We start from the raw sequence: 25,528 nt of genomic DNA, 5'->3' as shown, positions 1-25,528 counted from the left end.
ACTGAACGGAACTTATGAAGCTGATGTTTATTATGATAAAGATAGGTGTACCGGCTGTGATGGCGGTATGCCTTTCTTGCTGTTCGGGTCATACTGCCGGCGGTGGCAATGAGTTGAAATGCCGGGTGATGGAGGTGGAAGGCGGTTACGGCTACGTGGTGCTGCATGGAGCCGATACCCTGATATATCAACCTTTTATACCTGCTTTGAGCGGTCGCCTGCCATTTGCAACAAAGGTGGAAGCGCTGGCGGCCGGTCGGCTGGTATGCCGTAAGCTTGCCGATGGGCAAGCTCCGGCATTGAGCAGGGAGGAGGTGGAGTCTTGTCTGACAGACACCGGACTCTAATCTTCTAAAGAATCCTTTACTTCGTGATGTATTTCCGAGCAGTCATAAGGGTATCTCTGCATGAATTTACCCTTGAGTACCTTCTTTGTATCGCTACCGGGACGTGAAAGAGTGGCGGTGAATGTCACTTGAAGCCGTTTGTAGTAGATGGTTGAAGTGTATATGTTCCATTTCATACCTACTATGTCTACTTCAAAATGTTTATATCTCAGTTCGTCTTCTTTGTAATACTTGCCTTGGTTGATGAAGAATAACAGTTGTTGTCCCATGATTATTTTTCCGTCTTCTATGTGGTTGGGCAGATAGATGCTACGTTTCTCCGGGTCTATGCTTTTGAAGGTTTCGTCAGAGTGCCCATCGGGTATGAATGCGTATTCTGTCCATTTATTGATGAATGGATAGTAGTCATGCTTGTCGGTTGTGTTTCCCAGATTTTCATTTTTATAGGTACTCTTATCAGGTCCTGTTCCGGCTTCTTTCACTCCGTCACCTTCTTCCACGCTGTATTCGATGGACTCTATCTGATAGAAGTTAGTGCACGGTTCTTGGTGTATGATGATTTGTTCCTTGTAGAGTCCCGTTTTCATCTCAAGGTTGATGATGAGGCTACGGGATTCACCTAAGTCAAAGTTGTCTTTAAAGTGCAGGATGAGATGGCTGTCGGTGTCCCGTTCCAAGTCCCACCATTTATAATGCAGGCTTCCCGTACCTTCCAGTTGTGGGAGCTTGTTGCCATCCATCATGAGGTCTCCCCATGGGGTGGTGATGGAGGTTATGCGCCAGTCGCCGCGTGTTAGGTCTATCTGCAGGGTAGAGGCTTCGCCCTTCACGGTAGTTTCCTGAAAGGGCGAGAGGCGGATTTCATCGCTATCATTGCAAGCCGTCAAGCCGCAAAGAAAAAGAGCGAACAGAAGGATGGGTTGGAATAAGTCAGTCGTTTTCATGTTGGTTATTATTTGATTTATGTCCATTGGACGTGGCATTCTTTGTAAATGCTGCACGACAAAGATAATTATTTCCTCTTTACGGTGTATTCTCCGAAAGAAAGAAGTACTCTTTTTTGCCGGATAATACGGGTTTTATTAACTTGCGCACAAATTAACCACTAATCACTAACCATTAATCATTGATTCCATGAAATACCAAGTTGCCATTATCGGTGGAGGTCCTGCGGGATATACTGCTGCCGAAGCTGCCGGAAAAGCAGGATTGAGTGTCGTACTATTTGAGAAGCAGAGTCTCGGTGGAGTGTGCCTGAATGAAGGGTGTATCCCTACCAAGACCTTGTTGTATTCGGCCAAGACCTATGACGGAGCCCGCCATGCTTCGAAGTATGCGGTCAGTGTGCCCGAAGTATCGTTTGATTTGCCCAAGATTATTGCTCGCAAGCAGAAGGTAGTGCGCAAGCTGGTATTGGGAGTCAAAGGAAAGCTGACTGCCCATGGTGTGACGATTGTCAGTGGAGAGGCCACAGTGACGGACAAGAATCATGTGGAGTGCGGCGGAGAAACCTACGAATGCGAGAACCTGCTGCTCTGCACCGGTTCCGAAACCTTTGTCCCTGCCATTCCCGGCATAGACAAAGTGTCCTATTGGACTCATCGTGATGCGCTGGATAACAAGGAACTGCCCGCTTCGCTTGCCATCATCGGCGGCGGTGTCATCGGTATGGAGTTCGCTTCTTTCTTCAACAGCCTGGGAGTGCAGGTAACTGTCGTCGAGATGCTGGACGAGATACTGGGAGGCGGTATGGACCGAGAGCTGGCGGGTATGCTCCGTGCAGAGTACGCCAAGCGGGGAATCAAGTTCATGCTGAGTGCAAAAGTAGTGTCTGTCATGCCGGATACTGCCGAAGCTTCTTCCCTTATCCAGGTGAATTATGAAACAGCCGACGGTCCCGGTTCCGTCGTTGCCGAACGGCTTCTGATGAGTGTCGGGCGCCGTCCGGTAATGAAAGGCTTCGGATTGGAGAATCTGGGCTTGGAAAGAACGGAGCGCGGAAATGTCTTTGTCAACGGACAGATGCAGACTTCAGTTCCCGGAGTATATGCTTGCGGCGACTTGACGGGATATTCCTTGCTGGCGCATACAGCCGTCCGCGAGGCGGAAGTAGCCATACATTCCATCATTGGCCGGAAGGACACTATGAGTTATCGTGCCATCCCCGGCGTGGTGTATACCAATCCCGAAATAGCCGGTGTGGGCGAGACAGAAGAATCCCTTCAGAAGAAAGGCGTTGCCTACCGTGTCGTGAAGCTGCCGATGGCGTACAGTGGTCGCTTTGTAGCAGAGAATGAAGGAGTGAATGGCGTCTGCAAGTTACTGTTGGGCAGTGACGATACCGTATTGGGGGCACATGTCTTGGGTAATCCCGCTTCGGAAATCATCACGCTGGCAGGCATGGCCATCGAGCTGAAACTTGCTGCCGATGAATGGAAGAAGATTGTCTTTCCGCACCCCACGGTGGGAGAGATATTCAAGGAGGCATTGTAGAACCCATGACTATTGTTTCATATAAACATAAAAGATGAAAACCGTAAAGCTAATCACCTGCGACGATGCCTTCCAGGCACATGTTATTCAGGGTGCCTTGAAGAATGAGGGCATTGCGTCTGTTTTGCATAATGAAAACATGTCTTCCGTGATGCGCGGATATGTCCGTGATGTCACGGGAGTGGATATATTTGTCTATGAGGACGAATATGACAATGCCCTCCGTCTGCTTGAACGGAACCAGATGATTCCGGAACAGTTGAGGTACTGCCCCCATTGCGGTTCGGATGAGATTAAGTTTGTGCTGAAGAAGAGCCATCGGGTGCGTGCTGTGGTGGCTGCTGTTATTGCGGCATTGTCGGCCGCACCTCCGGGCACTGAGCATTGGGAGTATGTATGCAGGAAGTGCGGCATTCATTTTGAGAAGCCGGTGGCGAAAGGAACAATTGAAGAATAATCAGGTGTTTATTCTTTTAACCGCTTTTCAATCCAGTCCCGGTTTTTACGTCCCAATCGGCTTTCCGCAAAATCCAGGAAAGCCGATGTGTCTGTTATATGGGCTTGGATGACACCTGCCAGAAAGTTGAAGAAAGGTTCTTCACTCACCCGGACAAGTAGGTCGGCGAGTAGTACTGACCCTTTCCTATAGAGGGCAAGATGCGCTTCGCGGTCGTTGCGGTCAATACCCCAGATAGGACGGATATGGCGTGTTTCCTTACGGTAGGCGTCGATGTAAGCGGCATAGGCTTTTTCGCCGCGGGCGTGGCGTATGTATTGCAAAGCACTGAATTCGGCAAAAGATTCGTTCAGCCAGTCGTGCCAAGATTCCACCGGAGCCTTGTTCCACCAGAAGTGGCCGATTTCGTGGGCGGTGTTCTTGAGTACATATTCATTGAATGTTCGGGAACTGAGCATAATGAAATTTTTACGGCTGTACCCTCCTGAGGTGCCGGAAGCTGAAAGCAGGAATTTCATGTAAATATCCTCATCTCCCGCAATTTTATAAAGGCGTCGGAAGAATTTCAAGGCATTGTGGCAACATTGAAGTGCCGAGTCTGCACCGGCATCCGGGAAGTCTGTATAGATAAGTTCAATGGTAGTTCCGTTATCATTGATGCGGCGGCTTTTCAGCATGGGTGAAGCCAGGATAACATTGTCGAAATTCTCCCAAGGTTGCTCCATTTCCCACATCCCTTCTTCTGTATGGGAAATAATACCTGAGCCGCTCACCGTATAACCGTCAGTGATGCCGATTCGTAAGTGCGAATAATCTGCCCGGTTACCGTTGCAGACAGGATACCATCCCGTATAGTAACCAAGTTCAATCCAATGGTCATTGAATGATTTTGCAGGGCCCTGCACTTCCTGCATGTAGAGTGTGTAACGGGTATTTATGCGGCAGCGGTCATCGGCTCCTGCCGGCCGGTAGAGGGTCAAGGTCCGTCCGTCGGGAATGAATTGGGCAGGTGCTGGGGCAAGCGTATCGAAACGGTAGGTTATCTCCCGGCTGCTGTGGCGTAGTGTGTCGATACGGGCATGGCGCCATAGTACCAACGAGATTGAGTCACTGTCATGGAAATCGACTTCAAACGAACCGCCAACTTCGACTTGTCGGTTCGGTACATCAATCTGTACGGTTAAGTCATAACTGACAATGCGCGGAGATTCTTGTGCCCGAAGCATGGGGGAGAAAAGGAGGCATATTGTAAAGCTGGCAATTGTAAGTTGTAGTTTCATGGTACATCAATTTTAGAGTGATAGTAACTGGGAGATTTTGCCTATGCAATCTATGCAAAAGTAGTATTTTTAAAGGAATATTAAGATGGATGGCTGGATATAATTTATGAAAAGACTACCTCGTTGTTGTTCATTTGTAAGATTGTCGTACTTTTGCCTTTAAAGATAAATATATTTATGAAAAGGATATTGTTGCTGTTAATTTTATCCGTCTGCCTGCTCCCATTATGGCCCCAAGAGACGGTAACTCCGGTGAAGCCGCTCTCTGCGCGGATTGATGCGTTGATAGAACACAAACTTCCCGCAGGCTCTAATGTGGCCATTTCGGTCTATGACCTGACTGCCGGAAAGCCCTTGTACGGCTATCAGGCGGATAAGCTTTCCCGTCCCGCTTCTACCATGAAGCTGCTGACTACCATTACCGCCCTTTCTCGTCCCGAAGCCGACGAGCCGTTCCGTACGGAAGTGTGGTATCAGGGAACCATTGAGCGCGATACCTTGCAGGGAGATATGTACGTGATAGGCGGTTACGACCCGGAGTTTGATGAAGAGGCGTTGGATTCCCTGGTGGCTGCCGTGGCCCGTTTCCCCTTCTCCGTCATCAAAGGCAAGGTGTATGGAGATGTCTCCATGAAAGACTCCTTGTACTGGGGCAGCGGTTGGTTGTGGGATGACACCCCTTATTCTTTCCAGCCCTACCTCTCACCGCTGATGCTGAATAAAGGAGTGGTAAAGGTTACCGCTACACCCGGCGAACGGGGCGACAGCGCACGCCTTGAATGCACTCCCGCCTCTTCCTATTATACACTGACGAACAAGACCCGAAGCCGTACCCCTTCTGCCGGACGTTTCCGTGTGTCGCGCGACTGGCTGGTGAACGGGAACAACATCACCGTGACGGGCAACGTCGATGCCCGCCGTGCAGGTACGGTCAATATCTTTTCTTCGCAGGACTTCTTCATGCATACCTTTATGGAACGGTTGCAGGCACGAGGCATCCGGTGCATTCCGGCGGCAGAAGCGGAAGTCTCTTACCTTTTCGGTGAGTTCCGGCAAGACAGCCTTTCCGTGCGGATGGCTTCCTATGAAACTTCCGTGCAGGATGTGGTGAAACAGATAATGAAGGAGAGCGATAATCTCAATGCCGAAGCCATGCTCTGCCGGTTGGGTGTGCAGAGCAGCGGAAAGAAGCGTGTCTCTGCCGAGGACGGGCTTTCCGCCATCCGCATGCTGATAAAAGAGATGGGATATAACCCCGATAGGTATAATCTGGCAGATGGTTGCGGCCTTTCCAATTACAACTACATTTCACCGGAACTCTTGGTTTCTTTCCTGCGATATGCCTACTCGCGTACGGATGTTTTCCAGAAACTGTATAAGGCTTTGCCCATTGGCGGCGTGGACGGTACACTGGAGTTCCGCATGAAGAAAGGCACCCTTTCCCACAGAAATGTACATGCCAAGACGGGTTCCTTTACCGCCATCAACTGCCTGGCCGGCTACCTTAAAGCCCGCAACGGACACGAGATAGCCTTTGCCATCATGAACCAGAATGCACTGTCGGGCAGGGAAGCACGCGCTTTCCAGGATGCGGTGTGTGATGAAGTGATACGTTGAGGTTTAGCCATCGTAAAGTTGACCTTTAGCGTCGTAAAGTTAAGGTTTAGCTTCCTAATGCAGACCTTTACGGAGTGAGCCCCAAGAGTAGGGGAAATCATTCCTCTTTCGTATTGCGGTAGCGTGCCGGAGACATACCCAGATAAGACTTCACATACTTCCCGAAGAAAGACTGGTTGGGGAAATTAAATTCTTCTGCAATCTCCTTGATGGACTTGTCCGAATGCTTCAGCCGGTACTTGATGTGTTCAATGGCATTCTCGTTTATCAAGTCCAGCGGTGTACGTCCGCATGCCTGCTTGATGACCTTCGAAAAGTGTTTGGGGCTATAGCAGAGTGCATCGGCATAATATCCTACAGAACGGTGTATGCCGTTGTCTTTGGACAACATCTCTATAAACTTACGCAGGATATAGTCGGACTGTTTGATGCTTTCTTTTGTATCGACTGTCATTTCTGAAGGGTTCACTTCTTTGTTGAGGTGTCCCAACATCTCACAGAAAATGGCAGAAAACAAGTATTGCATCACTTCCCTGTGATAGTGATGAGGCTCGTCGTTTATCTTTGCCATAAGCAGTTCTCGGTAGAATTTGAAGATTTCCTTGTCCCCTTCCTCCCCGACAGACTTTATGGGATTGTTGTGGATATGCATAACGGTATTCCATGTATCCTTCTCCATCTTGACCACGCGTTGTAGGAACTGTGTGGAGAATGCGGCAAGCCTTATCTTGTGCTTCGGGCTTACCATCGCGTGGCTGATAATGGTATTGGGAAGGCCGAGCAGTAAGTCGCCTGCTTCCAGTTGGTAGGTTTTGTAGTTGACGTCCAACTGGATGCAGCCTTCTAGACAGATAGCGATAAGGAAGCATCCCAATCTTATTGTATCTTCATTGTAGGGGCTTCCCTCCAGACTGTTGATTATGACAAAGTCATTGTCTACATAGTCAAGGACATGTTCGCTGTTTTTAAAGTCCGCGATTTCTACGATTTTTATGTTCCCTTTCTCCATATTCTTCCTTTTTCGTTTTGCAAAGTTGGTGAATAATGGGAAATATGGGATGTTCCATTATGCGGCTTTCTTGTTCTATATGTCATTTATAGACAATTCATTAGCCTTAAAAAAGATGAATGTCGAAAAAGGAACATCTTTGGAGTGTAATTGGTCATTATGGCGTTGTTCCTTTCTCCTACTTTTGCCACCAGTTTTAACAAAAATACAATGAGAAAGAGTATGATTACATTAAACAGGAAATGGATACGGCTGATAGGGATTGTCGGTTGTACAATGTGTTTGGCATCTTGCAAGCAGGCATCGGATGCTTCCGGAATGAAACCTTCTTATGCTACCATGAAAGTGGAGGCGACGGACAAAGAGCTTTCCACTTCGTACTCAGCAACGATACGCGGACGGCAGGACATAGATATTTATCCGCAAGTGTCGGGTACCATCGAGAAGTTGTGTGTGACCGAGGGGCAGAAGGTGCGCCGGGGACAACTGCTTTTCATCATCGACCAGGTTCCCTACAAGGCTGCACTCAAAACGGCCGTTGCCAATGTGGAAGCGGCACGTGCCGCACTGGCTACTGCCGAACTGACTTATAACAGCAACAAGGAATTGTATGCGCAGAAAGTGGTTTCGGAATTCAGCCTGAAGACTGCCGAAAACAGCTACCTTACCGCCAAGGCGCAACTCTCGCAGGCCGAGGCCCAGGAGATAAGCGCACGCAACAACCTCTCCTATACGGAAGTGAAGAGTCCCAGCGACGGGGTGGTGGGGGCATTGCCCTACCGTGCAGGGGCATTGGTCAGCCCCAGCTTGCCGCAACCGCTGACAACGGTCAGTGACAACAGCGACATGTACGTTTACTTTTCCATGACCGAGAACCAGTTGCTCGCCCTGACACGCCAGTACGGCAGCATGGACGAGGCGCTGAAGAACATGCCGGCGGCAGAGCTGCGTCTGAACGACAATTCCGTCTACGACAAGAAAGGTACCATCGAGTCCATCAGTGGTGTCATCGACCGCCAGACGGGTACGGTAGTGGCACGCGTGGTCTTCCCCAACGAATCGCGCCTGCTCCATAGCGGGGCATCGGGCACGGTGGTGGTGCCTGCCACGTATAAGAACTGCATTGTGATTCCGCAAGAAGCCACCGTACAGTTGCAGGACAAGACATTGGTATACAAGGTAGTGGATGGCAAGGCCGTCTCTACCCTGATTACCGTGGCAGGAATAAATGACGGACGCGAATACGTGGTGCTGGACGGACTGAAAGTGGGTGACGAGATTGTTTCCACAGGTGCCGGACTGCTGCGCGAAGGAACGCAAGTGAAATGATGATTGCTATTTTATCAACTATCAATGACCCATTAAGATGAAAGGAAATATATTTATAAAACGGCCGGTGATGGCTATCTCCATCTCCGTACTGATTCTGGTGATAGGGCTTATCTCGCTCTTTACGCTGCCGGTGGAACAGTATCCTGATATTGCACCTCCCACGGTGTACGTCAGCGCCAACTACACCGGTGCCGATGCCGAAGCCGTATTGAACAGTGTCATCATGCCGTTGGAAGAGAGCATCAACGGTGTGGAGAACATGATGTACATCAGTTCTACCGCCACCAATGCCGGTTCTGCCACCATACAAGTCTATTTCAAGCAGGGCACGGACCCCGACATGGCTGCGGTGAACGTACAGAACCGCGTATCCAAGGCGCAGGGACTGCTGCCCGCCGAAGTGACGAAAATCGGTGTGACTACCCAGAAGCGGCAGACCAGCTTCCTGCAAATCGGCGCTTTGGTGAGCACCGACGGGCGCTACGACCAGACGTTCCTTGCCAATTACCTCGACATCAACGTGATTCCGCAAATCAAACGTATCGAAGGTGTGGGTGACGTAATGGAGCTGGGTGATACCTACAGTATGCGCATCTGGCTGAAACCGGAACGGATGGCGCAGTATGGACTGGTCCCTTCGGATGTGACCGCCGTATTGGGCGAGCAGAACATCGAAGCGCCTACCGGTTCGCTGGGCGAGAATTCAAAGAACGTGTTCCAGTTTACGATGAAGTATCGCGGACGCCTGAAGAGTGTGGAGGAATTCCAGAACACGGTGGTACGCTCGCAGAGTGACGGTTCCGTGCTCCGTCTGAAAGACGTGGCGGATGTGGAGCTGGGTACGCTGACCTATAGTTTCCGCAGTGAGATGGACAGCAAGCCGGCGGTACTTTTCATGATGTTCCAGACGGCAGGCTCCAACGCAACCGCCGTCAACAAGCAGATTACCGCACAGATAGACGAGATGAGGAAGAGCCTGCCCGAAGGGACGGAATTTGTGACGATGATGAGTTCCAACGACTTCCTCTTCGCTTCCATACACAATGTGGTGGAGACACTGGTCATTGCCATTATACTGGTAATTCTGGTGGTGTATTTCTTCCTGCAGGACTTCAAGAGTACGCTTATACCCTCCATTTCCATTATCGTGTCGCTGGTCGGCACGTTTGCCTGCCTGGTGGCTGCGGGGTTCAGTCTCAATATCCTGACGCTGTTTGCGTTGGTGCTTGCCATCGGTACGGTGGTGGACGATGCCATCGTGGTGGTGGAGGCAGTGCAGTCCAAGTTTGATGCCGGATACAAGTCCCCTTACCTTGCCACGAAGGATGCGATGGGCGATGTGACGATGGCCATCATCTCTTGTACCTGCGTGTTCATGGCGGTATTTATCCCCGTGACGTTTATGGGTGGTACTTCGGGTGTGTTCTATACGCAGTTCGGCATTACGATGGCAACGGCAGTGGGCATCTCCATGATTTCGGCATTGACGCTTTGCCCCGCCTTGTGCGCCATCATGATGCGTCCGTCGGACGGCACGAAGAGTGCGAAGAGCATCAACGGACGGGTGCGCGCGGCATACAATGCTTCGTTCAACGCCGTGCTGGGAAAATATAAGAAAGGTGTGATGTTCTTTATCCACCGCCGCTGGATGGTGTGGACTTCATTGGCGGCTACCGTCGTATTGCTGGTTTACTTGATGAGCACCACCAAGACAGGGCTTGTGCCGCAGGAGGACCAGGGTGTCATCATGGTGAACGTCAGCACCTCACCGGGAAGCACGCTGGAAGAAACTACGAAGGTGATGAACAAGTTGGAGGATATTCTGAAGAGCACACCAGAGATAGAGCACTATGCCAAGGTGGCAGGCTACGGGCTGATGTCCGGTCAGGGAACTTCCTACGGCACCATCATCATCCGTCTGAAGGACTGGGGTGAGCGAAAGGGGAGCGAACACACGTCCGATGCTGTGGTGGCACGCCTCAATGCCCAGTTCTACGGTGTGAAGGAGGCGCAGATATTCAGCTTCCAGCCGGGTATGATTCCGGGCTACGGTATGGGTAACTCCTTAGAGCTGAACCTCCAGGACAGAACGGGCGGTGACATGGCAACGTTCTACGAGGCAGTGATACAGTTCCTGGGTGCGCTGAACCAGCGTCCTGAGGTGGCTATGGCGTATACCTCTTATGCTATGAACTTCCCGCAGGTATCGGTAGATGTAGATGCGGCCAAGTGTAAGCGTGCGGGCATTTCGCCGAGTGTGGTGCTCGACGCGTTGGGCAGTTATTGCGGTGGAGCTTATATCTCCAATTACAACCAGTTCGGTAAGGTATACCGCGTCATGATGCAGGCATCGCCCGAATATCGTCTGGACGAACAGGCACTGGGTAATATGTTTGTGCGCAACGGTACGGAGATGGCTCCGGTCAGCCAGTTTGTGACATTGAATCGGGTGCTTGGTCCGGAGACGGCCAACCGCTTCAATCTGTATAGCGCCATCTCTGCCAACGTGAATCCGGCGGAAGGATATTCGTCCGGTGAAGTGCAGAAAGTGATTGCGGAAGTGGCAGAACAGACATTGCCGCTGGGCTACGGTTACGAGTACGGAGGTATGGCACGTGAGGAAGCCAATACTGGTGGTGCGCAGACTGTCTTTATTTATGCCATCTGTATCTTCCTTATCTATCTCATCCTGGCATGTCTTTATGAGAGTTTCCTGATACCGTTTGCGGTCATCTTCTCCGTACCGTTCGGGCTGATGGGTTCGTTCCTCTTTGCCAAAGTCCTTGGCTTGGAGAACAACATCTATTTGCAGACGGGTGTAATTATGTTGATTGGTCTGCTTGCCAAGACAGCTATTCTGATTACGGAGTATGCCATCGAGCGGCGCCGCAAGGGAATGGGCATTGTGGAATCGGCCTACTCGGCCGCCCAGGTCCGCCTGCGTCCTATCCTGATGACGGTGCTGACGATGATATTCGGTATGCTTCCGTTGATGTTCTCGAGAGGTGCGGGTGCCAACGGCAACTCTTCGCTGGGTACGGGTGTAGTAGGCGGTATGCTTGTAGGAACATTGGCATTGCTATTTGTGGTTCCCGTATTCTATATCATCTTTGAGTACTTGCAGGAGAAGGTTCGTCCGCCAATGGAGGAAGAAGCCGATATGCAGGTATTGCTTGAAAAGCAGAAGAGTGAGGCAGAACGGGCGAAAGATTGAGGAAAATAAAATAAAAACAGATTGGAACAATGAAGAAACATATCATCCTATTGTCCGCCGCCGGTTTGCTGTTCAGCAGTTGCGGCGTGTACACCAAATACAAACCCGCTACCGAGGTCCCCGACGGCCTCTACGGGGAAGAAATAGCCACTTTTACGGAGAGCACCGACGGTTCTCCGGTGGCTCCCGAAGACAGCCTGGACCTTGGCCTGGGCGGCATGGACTGGCACGAGCTTTTCACCGACCCGCATCTGCAGGCACTCATCGGGCAAGGGCTACAGAACAATACCGACTACCAGTTGGCACAACTCCGTATGGAGGAAGCCGAAGCCACCTTGCTGTCCGCAAAGCTTGCTTTTCTGCCCTCCTTTGCCCTTGCACCGCAGGGCACGGTGAGCAGCTTTGACACTCACAAGGCTACGCAGACCTATTCGTTGCCCGTCACTGCCAGTTGGGAACTGGATATTTTCGGTCGTATGCGTAATGCCAAGAAACAGTCGAAGGCACTCTATGCGCAGAGCCGGGACTACCGTCAGGCCGTGCGCACCCAACTCATTGCCGGGATAGCCAATACTTACTATACCTTACTGATGTTGGACGAGCAGCTTGCCATCTCCAGGCAGACCGAAGAGACGTGGCGGGAAACCGTTGCTTCCACCCGTGCCCTGATGAATGCGGGCATGGCTAATGAGTCTGGCGTGTCGCAGATGGAGGCCACATACTATCAGGTGCAGACTTCCGTGCTTGATTTGGAAGAACAGATAAACCAGGTGGAGAACAGCCTTGCGCTGTTGCTGGCAGAGACGCCCCGTCATTACGAGCGTGGTGTACTGGCAGAGCAGCAGTTCCCCGCGGACTTTTCCATAGGGATTCCTGTCCGGCTGCTTTCCTGCCGTCCTGATGTCCGCTCAGCCGAGCGGACACTGGAAGCGGCGTTCTACGGTACCAATGCGGCGCGTTCCGCCTTCTATCCCTCCATTACGCTGGGTGGGAGTGCGGGCTGGACCAATTCCGCCGGTTCAATGATTGTGAATCCCGGCAAGTTCCTGGCTTCGGCAGTGGGTTCGCTGACGCAGCCGCTCTTTGCCCGCGGGCAGGTCATTGCACAGTACCGCATAGCCCGTGCCCAGCAGGAGGAGGCTTCCCTTGCCTTCCAGCAGACATTGCTGAATGCAGGCAGCGAGGTGAACGATGCCTTGACTGCTTGGCAGACAAGCCTATCCAAAAGCGAACTGCTGGACAAGCAGGTAGCTTCCTTGCAGACAGCTGCCCGCAGCACTTCCCTGCTGATGGAGCATGGCAACACCACCTATCTGGAGGTGCTTACCGCCCGGCAGACATTGCTCAACGCACAACTGGCACAGACGGCAAATCGATTTTCTGAAATACAAAGCCTGATTAACCTCTACAAGGCGTTAGGGGGAGGTCAGGAATAGAGTGTCATCATACTACTCTCTCTGCATCTTCACTTTAAATGTGAAGGAAGGGCTGTCCGGGAAGTGATTCCAGGCAGCCCGTTTTCAATGAATAGGAGGGATCAAATGGAGGCAAGTATTTCTCTGGACAAATTATTGCAGTTTTTCACTCAATGCGAACGATAAGCGTTGGCTCGGTGAGAGATCGATTGAAGAAACTGAAAAGGAAACTGAAGCAAAAGATAGTGAGTTTACCGGTAAGAAGGAGGTTTTGCCAGGAATTGATACAGGGATGTAGTAGGTACTGAAATAGCTTGTTGTTGGAACTATAGATGCAGCGTGTTCCATCTATATATGCAACGCGTTGCATATATAGATCCAGCAAACCGGAAATATACATGCAACGCGGCATATCTTTCGGGCGGTTTCTCTCCGCCTTTGAGGGAGCGGTTTATTTATACTGTGCCCAGTCTACATTCTTCATGTCTCCACTTTTGGCCAGCTCAGCGTGCATAGCCAGTGCGGCGCGCAGAGCGTGGGGAGTTTGTGATTTGCCGTCGGTCAGCTTCAGGTAATCCCACAGTATGTTCTTGTAGTCCGGATGGACACAGTTTTCGATGATGGCTTGTGCACGCTCTTTCGGACTCTTGCCGCGGAGGTCGGCCACACCTTGTTCGGTGATGATGATATTGACATCGTGTTCCGTGTGGTCTATGTGCGAAACCATCGGCACGATAGCCGAGATTTTACCTTCCTTGGCAACGGACGGACAAGTGAAGATGGAGATATAGGCATTGCGGGTGAAGTCACCGCTTCCGCCGATGCCGTTCATCATCTTGGTTCCGCCGATGTGCGTGGAGTTCACGTTGCCGTAGATGTCGGCTTCGATGGCAGTGTTGATGGAGATGATACCGAGTCGGCGCACCACTTCCGGGCTGTTAGAGATTTCCGACGGACGGAGCACCAGTTTGTCGCGGAAGAAGTCCATATCCTGGTAGATACCTTCCAGACAGTCGTTCGTTACGGTCAGTGAGCAGGCGCTGCCGAATTTCACGCGGCCTTCGCGGATAAGTCCGATAACGGAGTTCTGGATAACTTCTGTGTACATTTCAAAAGCAGGGATGGTCTTGTCACGTCCCAAAGCGCCCAGTACGGCATTGGCAATGTTGCCCACACCGGATTGCAACGGCAGGAAGGTAGGCGGAATGATTCCGCGTTTCATGTCGGCGGCAAGGAAGTCGGCCACGTTCTGCCCGATTTTGTCGGTCAGCGGGTCGGCGGCGGCAAACGAACGTGCCTCGTCCGGCCAGTTGGTCTCCACTACGCCGACAATCTTTTTCGGGTCTACCTGGATGTAGGGCAGGCCGATACGGTCGCTCGGCTTGTAAATGGGGATTTCGCGGCGGTAAGGAGGGTCTAGGGGTTCGTAGACGTCGTGCAGACCCATGGCACTCTTGCTGTGGGCGGCATTCAGTTCCACGATAATCTGGTCGGCCAGGCGGCAGACAGTCGGAGCGATACCGCCGGCTGCCGTCAGGTAGATTTTACCGTCGGGAGTAACCTCGCATGCCTCGATGATGGCAACATTCACTTTTCCCATGAAACCGTAACGGACTTCCTGAGCCATCTGTGAAAGGTGGATGTCGTTGTAGGCTATTTCACCGTTGTTCACGGCTTTGCGGAAATCGGCGTTGGTGGTGTAAGGAGCACGGTAGCGGATAGCTTTAGCGCGTGAAAGGATACCGTCGCAGGAATCTCCGGTAGAAGCACCGGTGAAGATACCTATCTGGAACGGGTTTCCTTTTGCATGTTCTGCTTCCGCGATTTTTGCTAATTCAGCCGTAACGGCTTTGGCTGTTCCTGCGGGGGTAAATCCGCTCAAGCCGATGTTGTAGCCATGTTTGATGAGGCTCGCAGCTTCTGCTGCCGAAATGTAATTGAGTGCCATAATATAAATAGTTATTTTTTCGTGTAAAGATTCTGAAGGGGCTCGTAATTGGTTCTGCAATTATCGACTGTAAACTATCCGTTCTTTAATATTTTCGTTGAAGTATTTCTGACCAGATAATGGCTTTCCTCGCTTCTTCTGCCGAGTGGATGCCGTATTCGGACATTGCTTCATCAGATTCCTGCGGACGGGATGCCGGGGAGGGAGGGGAAGCCTTTATGGAAGTGTGCTTGGATTTGGCAGACGGTTTGGATACCGGCTTGGGCTTTTCTGTCGGTTTGGGGCCTTCGGGAATAAAGCCTCCGTAAGTGTCTCCGCCCCAGTATTCGGGCAATGGGTTGTCGACGTCGGGCATAGGTATGTCGGGACTCTTGTCAGCGTTTTTATCTGCTTCTTTCTTAAACTGCCTGACGAGTCCGATTACTATGACAGCCGCAACTAACAGAAACTTGAAGACATCTTCCATATTCTTTTTGATTTTCCACCCAAAGATAGTGCAATTATCTCTTATCTTTGCTTTTGGGCAAAGTTATTATTTAATCTGATTACAGCCAAGGAATTGGTAATAAAAAAGGGCAGCTTCACAGCTCCCCTTAATTTTTTTAACCTAAACCTTAACTATGAAAAAATCTAATGTTTCTTTCATTCCACAAATTTGTGAATTAATTTGCTCTATGCCAAATTAACACTCGGAAAATGTTTATTCTCTTAACATTAATTAGCTGATAAGGCGCAGATTGACAACTTGTAATGGCATTTTTCTTTCATTTCATCCGTTTATTGGGAGGGAAGAAGTATCTTTGCGCTCCGAATGACAGATACCAACTTATGATATAAACTGATTTTAAACGAATTGATTATGGAAAAAGTAACGGGAGCAGACTTTAAATCTGCAACTGCTGATGACAACAAGAAGTTGTTTATCGAGACTTACGGCTGCCAGATGAATGTGGCCGACAGTGAAGTGATTGCATCCGTCATGCAGATGGCGGGATATTCGGTGGCCGACACCCTGGAGGAAGCCGATGCGGTGTTTATGAATACCTGCTCTATCCGCGACAATGCGGAGCAGAAGATTCTGAACCGTCTGGAATTCTTCCATTCGCTTAAGAAGAAGAAACGCGGCTTGATAGTGGGTGTGCTGGGCTGTATGGCAGAGCGTGTGAAGGACGACTTAATCACCAACCATCATGTGGACTTGGTGGTGGGACCGGATGCCTATCTTACTCTGCCCGAACTGATTGCCTCGGTAGAGGCCGGTGAGAGAGCCATCAACGTGGAGCTTTCCACTACAGAGACCTATCGGGATGTCATTCCCTCGCGCATCTGCGGAAACCACATCTCCGGCTTCGTGTCCATTATGCGTGGTTGCAACAATTTCTGTACCTACTGCATCGTTCCCTACACCCGTGGCCGCGAGCGCAGCCGTGATGTGGAAAGCATCCTCAATGAAGTGGCCGACCTCGTGGCAAAGGGTTACAAGGAAGTTACCCTGCTGGGACAGAACGTCAATTCCTACCGCTTCGAGAAGCCGGACGGAGAGACGGTTACCTTCCCAATGCTGCTGCGCACCGTGGCAGAGGCAGCGCCGGGCGTACGTATCCGTTTCACCACCTCGCACCCTAAAGACATGAGCGACGAAACTCTCCAGGTCATCGCCGACATGCCCAACGTATGCAAGCACATCCACCTGCCGGTGCAGAGTGGGAGCAGCCGCATCCTGAAGCTGATGAACCGCAAGTACGACCGCGAGTGGTATATGGACCGCGTGGCAGCCATCCGCCGCATCATCCCCGATTGTGGCTTGTCTACGGATATATTCTCCGGTTTCCATAGTGAGACGGAGGAGGACCACCAGCTTTCCCTCTCGCTGATGGAGGAGTGCGGATACGATTCCGCCTTCATGTTCAAGTACAGCGAACGCCCCGGTACGCATGCTTCCAAGCACCTGCCGGACGATGTGCCCGAGGAGGTGAAGATTCGCCGTTTGAATGAAATCATCGCCTTGCAAAACCGTCTCTCTGCCGAGGCGAATGCCCGTTGCGTGGGCAAGACGTACGAGGTGCTGGTGGAAGGTGTTTCCAAACGCAGCCGCGACCAGTTGTTCGGCCGTACGGAACAGAACCGTGTGGTGGTGTTTGACCGTGGCACGCACCGTGTGGGCGATTTTGTGATGGTGAAGGTTACCGAATCCAGTTCGGCTACGCTGAAAGGAGAAGAGGTAGCCGGCTGACGGGATATGACAGAGTACAGTCTCGATGACACTATCGGTATAAAAATAAAAGCACGAACCTCACGGTCCGTGCTTTTCCATATTATAAACTTTAAATTTTATTCTGTCATGGCCAGAATATTCGCTACGTAGTCGGTCTTGTTGTAGCTTACCAAGGTCAATTCGGACTTTGGAACGTCCTGGTTGTAGAGTTTGTAAGCTACCGGCATGTTTTCATCGTTCAATTCATACACACTTTTCTTCATGTCTTTGTCATAAGCCTTGTGAGACTCGTTCCAACGTGCGTAGGACATGGTGATTTCATCATTGCCATATTGGTATGTCATTTTAAAGTAAGGTATCCATTCATCTTTTGCACCGTCCCACTTGGAGGCTTCCTTGCAGGTCAGGCGTTTCTGGTCGTCATAAGAGTATTCATAACGGATGTGCCGGTAAAGTTGTGCGCCGTCTTGCTTAAAGATGGTCTTGGCAACTACTAATTCGTTTTTCACTTCTTCATTGGTGATGAAGTTGTTTTCCTGAGCTTTCACTTCTGTATTCATAACGCTTACGATAGTCATTGCTACGAATGCGACTGCCTTGAATAAATTTGTAGTTTTCATAATCTTTATTTTTAATTGTTGTTACTTACTCTGTTTCTTTTAGACGTTGTTCCCGATTAAAAGGTTGCATTCCAACTAATCTTTTTCTCAAACGCCTTCGCCTAATTATAGTCAATTCCCATGCCAAATATTTAAGTTGTTGATAATCAATGAATAAATGCTTTCGAAAACTGTTCATTATCGGACAGTTGTCCGCTTAATATCGAACAGTCGGTCATTCGTTCCGCCGGCTGGCCGGAGTAAGCGTTTGTTTTCTTAAATCTCCTTAATGGAAGCCCTATAAATCACTTTTTATTTGTTATTTTGCACCAAATTTAGGTATAGTGTGGTCTGTTTCATTTGGGCTGCACTTCCTTATTGGCAGAACGTTCGATGAATAAACTCACTATAAAAGCTTGTCCGTTATGTGGTGGAACGCATTTGGAGCGTGCCCTGACATGTGTAGACCATTATGCCTCGGGCGAAATGTTCCACTTGTGCCGCTGCCGGGATTGCGGTTTCCTTTTCACGCAAGACTTTCCCGTGGAGGCTGAAATCGGTCGTTACTACGAAACTCCTGATTACATTTCACATACCGATACCCGCAAGGGGGCGATAAACTCCGTGTACCACTGGGTGCGCAACTATATGCTGGGACGCAAGGCACGTCTTGTGGTCCGTGAAGCACACCGCAAGGAGGGCCGTCTGCTGGATTTGGGTACGGGGACCGGTTACTTTGCCGATGCCATGCAGCGTCGCGGCTGGCAGGTGGAAGCTGTGGAAAAGAGTGCGCAGGCGCGTGCCTTTGCCAAAGAACACTTCAATCTGGATGTGAAACCCCATACGGCATTGAAAGATTTTGCACCGGGCAGTTTCGACGTCATCACCCTATGGCATGTCATGGAACATCTGGAACCCCTTAACGAAACGTGGGAAACCCTGCACTCCCTGCTGACTGAAAAGGGGGTGCTGATTGTAGCTGTGCCCAACTGCTCTTCCTTCGATGCAAAGAAATACGGGGCTTACTGGGCTGCCTACGATGTGCCCCGCCATTTGTGGCACTTCACACCGGGCACCATCCAGCAATTCGGTTCCAAGCATGGCTTCATCATGGCAGAGCGGCATCCCATGCCGTTCGATGCTTTCTACGTGTCCATGCTGACGGAAAAGCACATGAGGCACTCGTGTACTTTCCTGCGGGGAATGGTGACCGGTACACTGGCCTGGTTCAGCGCGTTGGTGAAGAAGGAACGCAGCAGTTCCATGATTTACGTGTTTAGGAAGAAAGGGTGAGAAAAGGGATTAGGGATTAATGATTAATAGCGACTGATTTACATAACTTGTAGCTTGTAACTCGTAACTTATAATTGATATAATGAAAGGAAAGAATAACTCGGTATCCTATTTTGACATGCAGTTCATTACGTCCAGCATCAGTACGACGCTGGTGTTGCTGCTGTTGGGGCTGGTCGTATTCTTTGTGCTCGCGGCTCATAATCTTTCCGTGTACGTCAAGGAGAACATCAGTTTCTCCGTGCTTGTCAGTGACGACATGAAGGAGAGCGACATCCTGAAGCTGCAGAAGAGGCTGGACAAGGAGGCTTTTGTGAAGCAGACGGAGTACATTTCCAAGAAGCAGGCACTCCGCGAGCAGACTGAGGCGATGGGTACGGACCCGCAAGAGTTCCTTGGCTACAATCCTTTCACTGCCTCCATCGAAATCAAGCTGCATTCCGACTATGCCAATTCGGACAGCATCGCCAAAATAGAGAAACTGATTAAAAAGAATACCAACATCCAGGAAGTGCTCTACCAGAAAGACTTGATAGATGCCGTGAACGATAATATAAGGAACATCAGCCTGATGCTTCTGGGGCTGGCTGTGATACTGACGTTTATCTCCTTTGCGCTGATAAACAACACCATCCGTCTGGCTATATATTCCAAGCGTTTCCTTATCCACACCATGAAGCTGGTGGGGGCAAGCTGGGCATTCATCCGCCGTCCGTTTCTGCGGCGCAATTTCTGGATAGGTGTGCTGGCCGCTTTCATAGCCGACAGTATTCTGTGGGGAACCGCCTATTGGCTGGTGTCCTACGAACCGGAGCTGGTCAAGGTGATTACGCCCGAGGTGATGGTGCTGGTGTCGGGTGCCGTGCTGGTGTTCGGCATACTTATTACGTGGCTGTGCGCTTTACTCTCCATCAACAAATATCTGAGGATGAAGGCAAGCACGCTGTATTATATTTGACGCCTTAAAGTGCATAGAGAGAAAGTACTGTTGGCACGGTACGTTAGATTGTAAATTGTAAATAGTTAAATTGTAAATGTATAGATGAGTAAAGAGAAATTCGCTTTTGATAAGACCAATTTTATCCTGCTTGGCATCGGAATGGCGGTGGTTATCATTGGTTTTCTTCTGATGACCGGTCCCGCGTCTACCCCGATGACCTTTGAGCCGGACATTTTTAGTGTGAGACGCATCAAGGTGGCTCCGGTAGTTTGCCTGCTGGGGTTTGTGTTCATGATATATGCCGTGCTGCGCAAGCCTAAAGGCAGCGGCGTGGGGGAGCAGTAACCCAACCCCTTACACCCTAATAACTTATAACTTATAATTCATAACAGTGGAATGGTTTGAAGCGCTTATCCTTGGGCTTATTCAAGGACTGACCGAATATCTGCCGGTGAGCAGTAGCGGACACCTCGCCATCGGTTCGGCATTGTTCGGTATTGAGGGAGAGGAGAATCTTGCTTTTACGATAGTGGTACATGTGGCTACGGTGTTCAGTACGCTGGTGATACTCTGGAAAGAGATTGACTGGATTTTCAAGGGACTGTTCAAGTGGCAGATGAACGAGGAGACACGTTACGTCATCAATATACTGGTATCCATGATACCTATCGGCATTGTGGGGGTATTTTTCAAGGACGAAGTAGAGGCCATTTTCGGTTCGGGACTGGTCGTTGTGGGCTGCTGCCTGCTGCTGACAGCTCTGCTGCTGTCTTTCTCCTATTATTATAAGCCGAAGCAGAAGGAGAACATCAGCATGAAGGATGCCTTTATCATCGGTCTTGCACAAGCATGCGCGGTGCTTCCGGGGCTTTCCCGTTCGGGCAGTACCATTGCAACCGGTCTGTTGCTGGGCGACAACAAGGCGAAGCTGGCACAGTTCTCTTTCCTGATGGTGATGCCTCCCATCCTGGGCGAGGCACTGCTGGATGGAATGAAGATGATGAAAGGTGAGGCGGTTGCAGGGGATATTCCGACACTTTCGCTGGTGGTAGGTTTTCTGGCTGCTTTTGTTTCGGGCTGCCTGGCCTGCAAGTGGATGATAAATATCGTGAAGAAGGGTAAGCTGATTTATTTTGCCATCTATTGCGCGATAGTCGGTGTCATAACGCTCATATTAAGCTAAAGTCCCCTCCTTGTGTGGGGGAAAGACTGATTACTCCGGAAATCAATAAGAGAAAAATATTAAGTTGTACCATTTTATCCCCCTCCCTACGGGGGAGGGGTTAGGGGAGAGGCCAATGAATTTTAAAGAAGGAGAAGTCCTCTATTTCAATAAACCGCTGGGATGGACATCGTTCAAGGTTGTGGGACATGCGCGTTACCACATCTGCCGGCGGATAAAGGAGAAGAAGTTGAAAGTAGGCCATGCCGGTACCCTCGACCCGCTTGCTACGGGGGTGATGATTGTCTGTACGGGCAAGGCCACGAAACGGATTGAGGAATTCCAGTATCACACGAAGGAGTACGTCGCCACCATCCGGTTGGGCGCCACCACTCCCTCTTACGACCTGGAACATGAGATAGATGCCACCTATCCCACGGAGCACATCACCCGCGGACTGGTGGATGAGACGCTGAAGAAGTTCATCGGCGAGATACAGCAAGTGCCTCCCGCCTTCTCGGCATGTATGGTGAACGGGAAACGTGCCTACGACCTTGCCCGCAAGGGAGAGGAGGTAGAGCTGAAACCCAAGTTGCTCGTCATCGACGAGATAGAGCTGCTGGACGACGGGCTGGGTATTGCCGAACCGTGGATAAAGGTACGCGTAGTATGCAGCAAAGGAACTTATATCCGCGCCCTGGCACGTGACATCGGCGAAGCCCTGCAGAGCGGCGCCCACCTCACCGCCTTGGAGCGTACCCGTGTAGGCGACGTCCGGCTGGCAGACTGCCTCAATCCCCTCGATTTCAAAGAGTGGATAGAGGCGCAGGAGATAGATATTTAGTTATAAGTTATGGGTTATAAGTTATTTGCTATGAAGTGTAGCATACTGCCGGATAACTCATACCCTCTTATGACTAAAACAGACTGATATAAATAATAAATAACTCATAACTTATAACTAATTATGAAACTGTCGCAATTCAAATTCAAGCTTCCCGAAGAGAAGATAGCTTTGCACCCCACGAAGTACAGAGACGAGTCACGTCTGTTGGTGTTGCACCGTAAGACGGGTGAGATTGAGCACAAGATGTTCAAGGATGTTCTGGACTATTTTGATGACAAAGATGTGTTTATCTTCAACGACACCAAGGTTTTCCCTGCCCGCTTGTACGGTAACAAGGAAAAGACCGGTGCGCGTATTGAAGTGTTCTTGTTGCGTGAGTTGAACGAAGAGCTCCGGTTGTGGGATGTACTGGTGGATCCTGCCCGTAAAATACGTATCGGCAATAAGCTCTACTTCGGTGACGACGACTCCATGGTGGCCGAGGTTATCGACAACACCACTTCGCGCGGGCGTACGCTTCGTTTCCTTTACGACGGTCCGCACGATGAGTTCAAGAAGGCGCTCTATGCGCTGGGCGAAACGCCGCTGCCCCACAGCATCATCAACCGTCCCGTAGAGCCGGACGATGCCGAACGTTTCCAGTCTATTTTTGCACGCAACGAAGGAGCTGTTACGGCGCCTACCGCCAGCCTGCACTTCAGCCGCGAGCTGATGAAGCGTATGGAAATCAAGGGTATTGACTTTGCCTACATCACCCTGCATGCTGGCTTGGGTAACTTCCGCGACATTGATGTGGAAGACCTCACCAAGCACAAGACAGACTCCGAGCAGATGATTGTGAACGAGGAAGCCGTGCGGATTGTGAACCATGCCAAAGACCTGAACCGCCAAGTCTGTGCCGTAGGTACCACCGTGATGCGTGCCATCGAGAGCACCGTCAGCACCGACGGACATTTGAAGGAATACGCGGGTTGGACCAACAAGTTCATCTTCCCGCCGTACGACTTTACCGTGGCCAATGCCATGATATCCAACTTCCACATGCCGCTCAGTACCCTGCTGATGATTGTTGCCGCTTTCGGCGGTTACGAGCAGGTGATGGAGGCATACAATGTGGCATTGAAGGAAGAGTACCGCTTTGGTACGTATGGAGATGCGATGCTGATTACAGACCGGTAATTATGGTTGTTTATTTCAGTCTTGGTACCAATCTCGGCGATAAGGAGCAGAACCTCCGCATGGCCGTCCAAAAGATAAGAAAGCAGATAGGGGAAGTGATTTCCCTATCTGCTTTTTATGCTACTGCCCCGTGGGGCTTTTCTTCCGATAATACTTTTCTGAATGCCGCACTCTGCGTAGACACTGCTTTGGCACCTTTGGAGGTGTTGCAAACGACGCAGGAAATCGAGCGGGAGATGGGGCGTACGCATAAGTCTGTCAATGCAGTGTATAGCGACCGTGTGATAGACATCGACCTGCTGCTTTGTTTTGCCGATGACGGTACTCCCGTTTTGCTGGATACTCCCGAACTGAAACTTCCTCATCCGCTGATGCAGGAACGCCGTTTCGTGATGGAGCCGTTGGTGGAGATTGCTTCAGGCGTGGTGCACCCGGTATTGGGAAAGACAATCGGGGAATTGTTGCAAAATCAGTGTTAATCTCTGCTATCTGTAGCGCAGATACAAGATTTCTTTTTTATCTTTGCCCCCGAAAGGCGAAGATAGGCTGCACCTCAGCATAAAAAATGAACAAGTTCATTTTGTTCTGCGTTCGGTTTGCACTATCTTTGCGCCCGAAAACGATATGTGGAGAGATTTGAGTAGCTTGCAACCACAGAAAAAAATGCTAAAACACATCCTTTTCTGACGGCACGTTTGTGTGCCGGATGCATCTACTCCACACACCTCCTTCCGCCATTCGTTGAATTATCAATTATCAACTATCAATTCTCAACTGAAATGGGATATTTATTCACATCCGAATCGGTGTCTGAAGGACACCCCGACAAAGTGGCCGACCAAATATCGGACGCTGTGCTTGACAAACTGTTGGCCTACGACCCCAGTTCGAAAGTAGCTTGCGAAACTCTGGTTACTACCGGTCAGGTAGTGCTGGCTGGAGAAGTGAAAACCAAAGCGTACGTTGACATGCCTCTCATCGCACGCGAAGTAATCAAGAAAATCGGCTATACCAAAGGCGAGTATATGTTCGAGAGCAATTCGTGCGGCGTGCTGAGCGCCATCCACGAGCAGAGCCCCGACATCAACCGCGGCGTGGAGCGACAGGACCCCATGGAACAAGGTGCCGGAGACCAGGGAATGATGTTCGGCTACGCCACCAACGAAACGGAGAATTACATGCCGCTTTCACTGGACCTTGCACACCGCATCCTGCAAGTGCTGGCAGATGTCCGTCGCGAAGGCAAGGTGATGACCTACCTCCGTCCCGACGCCAAGAGCCAGGTTACCATCGAATATGATGACAACGGCACGCCGGTACGCATCGACACCATCGTAGTCTCCACCCAGCACGACGACTTCGTCCAGCCTGCCGACGACAGTGATGCCGCCCAGCTGAAGGCCGACGAGGAAATGCTCGCCCAAATCCGCCGGGATGTAATCGAGATTCTGATGCCGCGTGTCATTGCTTCCATCCATCATGAAAAGGTGCTGGCACTGTTCAACGACCATATCACATACCACGTCAACCCCACGGGCAAGTTCGTAATCGGTGGTCCTCACGGTGACACCGGGCTGACGGGACGCAAGATTATCGTAGATACCTACGGCGGCAAGGGTGCCCATGGCGGCGGCGCTTTCTCCGGAAAGGACCCCTCTAAGGTAGACCGCAGCGCAGCTTATGCAGCCCGCCACATTGCCAAGAATCTGGTAGCTGCCGGCGTTGCCGACGAAATGCTGGTGCAGGTAAGTTACGCCATCGGTGTGGCACGCCCCATCAATATTTTCGTAGATACTTATGGCCGCAGCCACGTCAATATGAGCGACGGTGAGATTGCCCGTAAGATTGACGAGCTGTTCGACCTTCGCCCCAAGGCAATAGAAGACCGCCTGAAACTGCGCAACCCCATCTATCAGGAGACTGCCGCCTACGGACACATGGGCCGCGAGCCGCAGACCATCGTCAAGCATTTCAAGAGCCGCTACGAAGGCAACAAGGACATTGAAGTGGAACTCTTCACCTGGGAGAAGTTGGACTATGTGGACAAGGTGAAAGCCGCATTCGGTTTATAATCAGCATAGCTTTACGGCTATTTATATAGAAGGCTGCCCTTCTGCATCTCCGGAATATCGGTATATGCAGAAGAGGTGGCTTTCGTGTTTTTGCTCGTCACGGGGGCAT

Annotated in this window: 22 protein-coding genes; 16 read left to right on the top strand and 6 right to left on the bottom strand. The window is 50.6% G+C overall.

What is annotated here, in order from left to right:
* Positions 1–14 precede the first annotated feature (14 nt).
* Positions 15–347: a DUF4907 domain-containing protein gene (locus ITJ87_RS03875; protein WP_005825250.1), complete on the top strand. Its 333-nt coding sequence runs from the start codon at positions 15–17 to the stop codon at positions 345–347.
* Here ITJ87_RS03875 and ITJ87_RS03870 read toward each other — a convergent pair.
* Positions 344–1,291, bottom strand: a complete 948-nt coding sequence (locus ITJ87_RS03870; protein ID WP_035457628.1) for a hypothetical protein — start codon at positions 1,289–1,291, stop codon at positions 344–346. The two genes, ITJ87_RS03875 and ITJ87_RS03870, sit on opposite strands and share 4 nt — an antisense overlap.
* A gap of 190 nt (positions 1,292–1,481) precedes the next feature.
* Between ITJ87_RS03870 and lpdA the strand changes: the two genes are divergently transcribed.
* Complete coding sequence (lpdA, locus tag ITJ87_RS03865) at positions 1,482–2,840, top strand: dihydrolipoyl dehydrogenase (RefSeq protein ID WP_117965059.1); 1,359 nt, start codon at positions 1,482–1,484, stop codon at positions 2,838–2,840.
* 34 nt (positions 2,841–2,874) lie between these two features.
* On the top strand, positions 2,875–3,297 hold the full coding sequence (locus ITJ87_RS03860; protein ID WP_016272219.1) for a DUF2007 domain-containing protein: 423 nt from the start codon (positions 2,875–2,877) through the stop codon (positions 3,295–3,297).
* 8 nt (positions 3,298–3,305) lie between these two features.
* On the opposite strand, the gene ITJ87_RS03855 is transcribed toward ITJ87_RS03860, so the two are convergent.
* Positions 3,306–4,577: a M1 family aminopeptidase gene (locus ITJ87_RS03855; RefSeq protein ID WP_117965057.1), complete on the bottom strand. Its 1,272-nt coding sequence runs from the start codon at positions 4,575–4,577 to the stop codon at positions 3,306–3,308.
* Positions 4,578–4,754: 177 nt separating this feature from the next.
* On the opposite strand from ITJ87_RS03855, the gene dacB reads away from it, so the two are divergent.
* Positions 4,755–6,194, top strand: coding sequence for a D-alanyl-D-alanine carboxypeptidase/D-alanyl-D-alanine-endopeptidase (gene dacB, locus ITJ87_RS03850; protein ID WP_117965088.1), 1,440 nt, complete (start codon positions 4,755–4,757; stop codon positions 6,192–6,194).
* A gap of 97 nt (positions 6,195–6,291) precedes the next feature.
* Here the strand turns inward: dacB and ITJ87_RS03845 are convergent, their stop codons facing one another.
* Entirely contained in the window at positions 6,292–7,203 is a 912-nt protein-coding gene (locus ITJ87_RS03845; RefSeq protein ID WP_022400615.1) for an AraC family transcriptional regulator, read from the bottom strand.
* Between the two features lie 222 nt (positions 7,204–7,425).
* On the opposite strand from ITJ87_RS03845, the gene ITJ87_RS03840 reads away from it, so the two are divergent.
* The 3 genes from ITJ87_RS03840 to ITJ87_RS03830 are packed head-to-tail and all read left to right on the top strand — an operon-like array spanning position 7,426 to position 13,185.
* Complete coding sequence (locus ITJ87_RS03840; protein WP_034523281.1) at positions 7,426–8,532, top strand: efflux RND transporter periplasmic adaptor subunit; 1,107 nt, start codon at positions 7,426–7,428, stop codon at positions 8,530–8,532.
* Between the two features lie 37 nt (positions 8,533–8,569).
* Positions 8,570–11,749: an efflux RND transporter permease subunit gene (locus tag ITJ87_RS03835; protein WP_117965055.1), complete on the top strand. Its 3,180-nt coding sequence runs from the start codon at positions 8,570–8,572 to the stop codon at positions 11,747–11,749.
* A gap of 29 nt (positions 11,750–11,778) precedes the next feature.
* Positions 11,779–13,185 carry an efflux transporter outer membrane subunit gene (locus ITJ87_RS03830; protein WP_117965053.1) on the top strand — a complete coding sequence of 469 codons (1,407 nt, stop codon included), beginning with the start codon at positions 11,779–11,781 and terminating at the stop codon, positions 13,183–13,185.
* Between the two features lie 430 nt (positions 13,186–13,615).
* On the opposite strand, the gene ITJ87_RS03825 is transcribed toward ITJ87_RS03830, so the two are convergent.
* The gene (locus ITJ87_RS03825) at positions 13,616–15,112 is read right to left on the bottom strand and encodes an acetyl-CoA hydrolase/transferase family protein (protein ID WP_117599946.1); all 1,497 of its coding nucleotides are present in this window, start codon (positions 15,110–15,112) and stop codon (positions 13,616–13,618) included.
* Positions 15,113–15,197: 85 nt separating this feature from the next.
* Positions 15,198–15,578 (bottom strand): hypothetical protein, encoded by a 381-nt coding sequence (locus ITJ87_RS03820; RefSeq protein WP_117965051.1) that lies wholly within the window; start codon positions 15,576–15,578, stop codon positions 15,198–15,200.
* Between the two features lie 393 nt (positions 15,579–15,971).
* Between ITJ87_RS03820 and miaB the strand changes: the two genes are divergently transcribed.
* The gene (gene miaB, locus ITJ87_RS03815) at positions 15,972–17,345 is read left to right on the top strand and encodes a tRNA (N6-isopentenyl adenosine(37)-C2)-methylthiotransferase MiaB (RefSeq protein ID WP_117965049.1); all 1,374 of its coding nucleotides are present in this window, start codon (positions 15,972–15,974) and stop codon (positions 17,343–17,345) included.
* Positions 17,346–17,443: 98 nt separating this feature from the next.
* On the opposite strand, the gene ITJ87_RS03810 is transcribed toward miaB, so the two are convergent.
* Positions 17,444–17,947 carry a DUF3836 domain-containing protein gene (locus tag ITJ87_RS03810; protein WP_005833994.1) on the bottom strand — a complete coding sequence of 168 codons (504 nt, stop codon included), beginning with the start codon at positions 17,945–17,947 and terminating at the stop codon, positions 17,444–17,446.
* Positions 17,948–18,319: 372 nt separating this feature from the next.
* On the opposite strand from ITJ87_RS03810, the gene ITJ87_RS03805 reads away from it, so the two are divergent.
* From ITJ87_RS03805 to metK, 8 genes are all read left to right on the top strand, one after another.
* Positions 18,320–19,219, top strand: a complete 900-nt coding sequence (locus ITJ87_RS03805; RefSeq protein WP_117965047.1) for a bifunctional 2-polyprenyl-6-hydroxyphenol methylase/3-demethylubiquinol 3-O-methyltransferase UbiG — start codon at positions 18,320–18,322, stop codon at positions 19,217–19,219.
* 82 nt (positions 19,220–19,301) lie between these two features.
* Positions 19,302–20,177 carry an ABC transporter permease gene (locus ITJ87_RS03800; protein WP_117965045.1) on the top strand — a complete coding sequence of 292 codons (876 nt, stop codon included), beginning with the start codon at positions 19,302–19,304 and terminating at the stop codon, positions 20,175–20,177.
* An 84-nt stretch (positions 20,178–20,261) separates the two neighbouring features.
* Entirely contained in the window at positions 20,262–20,504 is a 243-nt protein-coding gene (locus tag ITJ87_RS03795) for a DUF3098 domain-containing protein (protein ID WP_117965043.1), read from the top strand.
* 46 nt (positions 20,505–20,550) lie between these two features.
* Positions 20,551–21,342: an undecaprenyl-diphosphate phosphatase gene (locus ITJ87_RS03790; protein ID WP_117965041.1), complete on the top strand. Its 792-nt coding sequence runs from the start codon at positions 20,551–20,553 to the stop codon at positions 21,340–21,342.
* A gap of 115 nt (positions 21,343–21,457) precedes the next feature.
* Positions 21,458–22,165: a tRNA pseudouridine(55) synthase TruB gene (gene truB / locus ITJ87_RS03785; protein ID WP_057089642.1), complete on the top strand. Its 708-nt coding sequence runs from the start codon at positions 21,458–21,460 to the stop codon at positions 22,163–22,165.
* 123 nt (positions 22,166–22,288) lie between these two features.
* The gene (queA, locus tag ITJ87_RS03780) at positions 22,289–23,347 is read left to right on the top strand and encodes a tRNA preQ1(34) S-adenosylmethionine ribosyltransferase-isomerase QueA (RefSeq protein WP_057089643.1); all 1,059 of its coding nucleotides are present in this window, start codon (positions 22,289–22,291) and stop codon (positions 23,345–23,347) included.
* 2 nt (positions 23,348–23,349) lie between these two features.
* The gene (folK, locus tag ITJ87_RS03775) at positions 23,350–23,826 is read left to right on the top strand and encodes a 2-amino-4-hydroxy-6-hydroxymethyldihydropteridine diphosphokinase (RefSeq protein ID WP_117599952.1); all 477 of its coding nucleotides are present in this window, start codon (positions 23,350–23,352) and stop codon (positions 23,824–23,826) included.
* A 300-nt stretch (positions 23,827–24,126) separates the two neighbouring features.
* Positions 24,127–25,419, top strand: coding sequence for a methionine adenosyltransferase (gene metK / locus ITJ87_RS03770; protein ID WP_025834620.1), 1,293 nt, complete (start codon positions 24,127–24,129; stop codon positions 25,417–25,419).
* Positions 25,420–25,528: the final 109 nt, after the last annotated feature.

It is taken from the genome of Bacteroides sp. HF-162 (assembly GCF_015679285.1).
GTDB classification, from domain to species: Bacteria; Bacteroidota; Bacteroidia; order Bacteroidales; family Bacteroidaceae; genus Bacteroides; species Bacteroides uniformis.
The sequence above is the reverse complement of the archived record's forward strand: the minus strand, read 5'-3'. Positions and strand labels throughout refer to the sequence as shown.

Coding starts and splice junctions, on each gene's coding strand:
- ITJ87_RS03805 (WP_117965047.1), top strand. CDS start 18,320: ATGAATAAACTCACTATAAAAGCTTGTCCGTTATGTGGTGGAACGCAT.
- ITJ87_RS03810 (WP_005833994.1), bottom strand. CDS start 17,947: ATGAAAACTACAAATTTATTCAAGGCAGTCGCATTCGTAGCAATGACT.
- folK (WP_117599952.1), top strand. CDS start 23,350: ATGGTTGTTTATTTCAGTCTTGGTACCAATCTCGGCGATAAGGAGCAG.
- lpdA (WP_117965059.1), top strand. CDS start 1,482: ATGAAATACCAAGTTGCCATTATCGGTGGAGGTCCTGCGGGATATACT.
- ITJ87_RS03835 (WP_117965055.1), top strand. CDS start 8,570: ATGAAAGGAAATATATTTATAAAACGGCCGGTGATGGCTATCTCCATC.
- metK (WP_025834620.1), top strand. CDS start 24,127: ATGGGATATTTATTCACATCCGAATCGGTGTCTGAAGGACACCCCGAC.
- queA (WP_057089643.1), top strand. CDS start 22,289: ATGAAACTGTCGCAATTCAAATTCAAGCTTCCCGAAGAGAAGATAGCT.
- ITJ87_RS03795 (WP_117965043.1), top strand. CDS start 20,262: ATGAGTAAAGAGAAATTCGCTTTTGATAAGACCAATTTTATCCTGCTT.
- ITJ87_RS03830 (WP_117965053.1), top strand. CDS start 11,779: ATGAAGAAACATATCATCCTATTGTCCGCCGCCGGTTTGCTGTTCAGC.
- ITJ87_RS03840 (WP_034523281.1), top strand. CDS start 7,426: ATGATTACATTAAACAGGAAATGGATACGGCTGATAGGGATTGTCGGT.
- ITJ87_RS03875 (WP_005825250.1), top strand. CDS start 15: ATGAAGCTGATGTTTATTATGATAAAGATAGGTGTACCGGCTGTGATG.
- ITJ87_RS03825 (WP_117599946.1), bottom strand. CDS start 15,112: ATGGCACTCAATTACATTTCGGCAGCAGAAGCTGCGAGCCTCATCAAA.
- ITJ87_RS03800 (WP_117965045.1), top strand. CDS start 19,302: ATGAAAGGAAAGAATAACTCGGTATCCTATTTTGACATGCAGTTCATT.
- ITJ87_RS03855 (WP_117965057.1), bottom strand. CDS start 4,577: ATGAAACTACAACTTACAATTGCCAGCTTTACAATATGCCTCCTTTTC.
- ITJ87_RS03860 (WP_016272219.1), top strand. CDS start 2,875: ATGAAAACCGTAAAGCTAATCACCTGCGACGATGCCTTCCAGGCACAT.
- ITJ87_RS03845 (WP_022400615.1), bottom strand. CDS start 7,203: ATGGAGAAAGGGAACATAAAAATCGTAGAAATCGCGGACTTTAAAAAC.
- dacB (WP_117965088.1), top strand. CDS start 4,755: ATGAAAAGGATATTGTTGCTGTTAATTTTATCCGTCTGCCTGCTCCCA.
- ITJ87_RS03820 (WP_117965051.1), bottom strand. CDS start 15,578: ATGGAAGATGTCTTCAAGTTTCTGTTAGTTGCGGCTGTCATAGTAATC.
- ITJ87_RS03870 (WP_035457628.1), bottom strand. CDS start 1,291: ATGAAAACGACTGACTTATTCCAACCCATCCTTCTGTTCGCTCTTTTT.
- miaB (WP_117965049.1), top strand. CDS start 15,972: ATGGAAAAAGTAACGGGAGCAGACTTTAAATCTGCAACTGCTGATGAC.
- truB (WP_057089642.1), top strand. CDS start 21,458: ATGAATTTTAAAGAAGGAGAAGTCCTCTATTTCAATAAACCGCTGGGA.